Source organism: Trebonia sp. (genome assembly GCF_049794275.1).
Lineage (GTDB): Bacteria > Actinomycetota > Actinomycetes > Streptosporangiales > Streptosporangiaceae > Trebonia.
In genome coordinates, this window is the sequence record NZ_JBARCR010000209.1 from 1 (window position 1) to 1850 (window position 1850).

Here is a 1850-nt window from a genome sequence, read left to right on the forward strand (position 1 = left end):
TACCCCGTCCCGGCCGAGCTGGGCGGCCAGGGCATCGACGTGACTGGCGCTCGCCGCGCCGAACGCGATGAGGTCGATGCGCTTGTCGTCGGACTGCCGCAGCCGGACGACGTACTGCTCGGGCGACCCCTCGGCGGCCAGGAAGGTGAGCCCGGTGTCGCTGTGCTCGGCCGTCAGCCCCCAGGTGCCGGTGAAGAAGTCCAGCTGCTTCGCGTGGTCGGGCACCGCGAGGTCGACGTGTCGCAGATGCGTGATGAGCCGGTCGGTCATGGCGAATGCTCCTCGGTTGTCACGCGGGTTGACTGACGAGCGCGGTGATCGTGGCCATCAGGCCCGGCAGGTCACCCTGTTCATGGTCGAGCTGCCACTGGCCGAGCTGGCAGGACGCCTCGACGACGGTCTTCGCCCGCTCGAACCGGCGGGCGGTGAATGCCGCCCACAGCACATCGTCCAGCGTGGTAGCGGAAAGCAGCAGCTCGGTGAGCACGGCTGCGTCCTCAAGGGCCTGCGACCCGCCCTGGGCCAGGGTCGGCGGGCAGGCGTGCGCGGCGTCCCCGATCAGTACCACCCGTCCCCGGTTCCACGGCGCGGGTACGACCAGCGCCTCGAACAGGGTGTAGCTGACCGTATCTGGGTCCGTCAGCGTCGCGCGGATCTCGTCCCAGGGGCCGTGGTAGGCCTCGGACAGGTCCCGCATGGCGGCCAGCCGGCCCGCCGGGGCCAGCGCGGACCGGTCCTGCGCATCCTCCACGACGTACGCGTACAGCGAGTTCTCGCCGGTGGGACAGTATCCAGCGATGTACGCCGGGCCGCCGTAATACAGGTCGGTCCTGGTGACACTGGCCGGCCGGGGCCCGAACGCTCGGAAGATGCCCATGCCGGTCGGCCTGGGCTCGTCGGTCACGCCGATCATCCGCCTGGTCGCTGACCGGATTCCGTCCGCCCCGATAACTAGGTCGTACCGTCCGGCCGAGCCGTCGCGGAACGTGACGTCCACGCCACCGCCGTCCTGTGACAGCGAGCTGAGGGAGGTGCCGAGCCGGAGCTTAGCGCCGGCTGCCACCGCGCGGTCGGCCATGATCCGCGCCAGTGCTGGCCGGGGCAGGCCGACCGTGGCCGGCAGGTCGTCGCCGCCGGTCCTTGCGTCGGGTATCTCGGCGAGCAGCGTGCCGGCCGAGTCGGGTGCGCGCAGCCCCAGGCTGTCGAAGGGATAGCCCGCCGCGAGCACGGCGTCGAGGACTCCGAGGCGGCGCAGTTCGCGCAGCCCGTTGCCCTGCATGGTGATGCCCGAGCCGATGGCGGTGATCTCGGGCTTGACGTCGATGAGGTCGACGGCGACCCCGGCGGCGGCGAGGCCGGTGGCGGTAGCGGTGCCGGCCAGGCCGGCTCCGGCCACCAGCACGTGACTGACTGCTGGCATGGGTGCCTCCGGCGGCTACTTGACGGCGATCGGGTTGACGGGGGAGCCGACCGCGCCGGTGATCGGCAGCGGCGCGGCGGTGAGGAAGAACTCGTAGACGCCGTCGGCAGCGCAGTCGTCGGCGAGCTCTTCAAGCGCCCACATCTCCCCGATGAGCAGCCCCAGGTGCGGGATGGCCACCTGGTGCAGCGGCTGGAAGGCGTTGTCGAACTCATTCGGGCGCACTTCGAAGCCCCAGGTGTCGGTGGCGACGGCGGCGATCTCGGTTCGGTGCAGCCAGCCGGCCGTGGTGAACGACAGGCCGGGAGCGGCGCCGCCGGCGTAGTTCCCCCAGCCCTCGCGCAGCGCCCGCGCGTACTGGCCGGTGCGTACCAGCACCAGGTCGCCGCGGCCGACCGTGACGCCGTGCGCCGCGGCGGTGGCGTTCAGG

General features: G+C 71.8%; 2 protein-coding genes and 1 pseudogene. All 3 read right to left on the reverse strand.

Going from position 1 to position 1850, the window contains the following annotated elements; all coding sequences use genetic code 11:
- Window positions 1-270 (reverse strand): annotated as a pseudogene (locus WA805_RS06015) (VOC family protein); the annotation flags it as partial.
- A 19-nt stretch (window positions 271-289) separates the two neighbouring features.
- Window positions 290-1420 (reverse strand): FAD-dependent monooxygenase, encoded by a 1131-nt coding sequence (locus tag WA805_RS06020; RefSeq protein ID WP_422285466.1) that lies wholly within the window; start codon window positions 1418-1420, stop codon window positions 290-292.
- A gap of 15 nt (window positions 1421-1435) precedes the next feature.
- The coding region (locus WA805_RS06025) for a cyclase family protein (protein ID WP_425241844.1) at window positions 1436-1850 on the reverse strand (415 nt) is incomplete at its 5' end.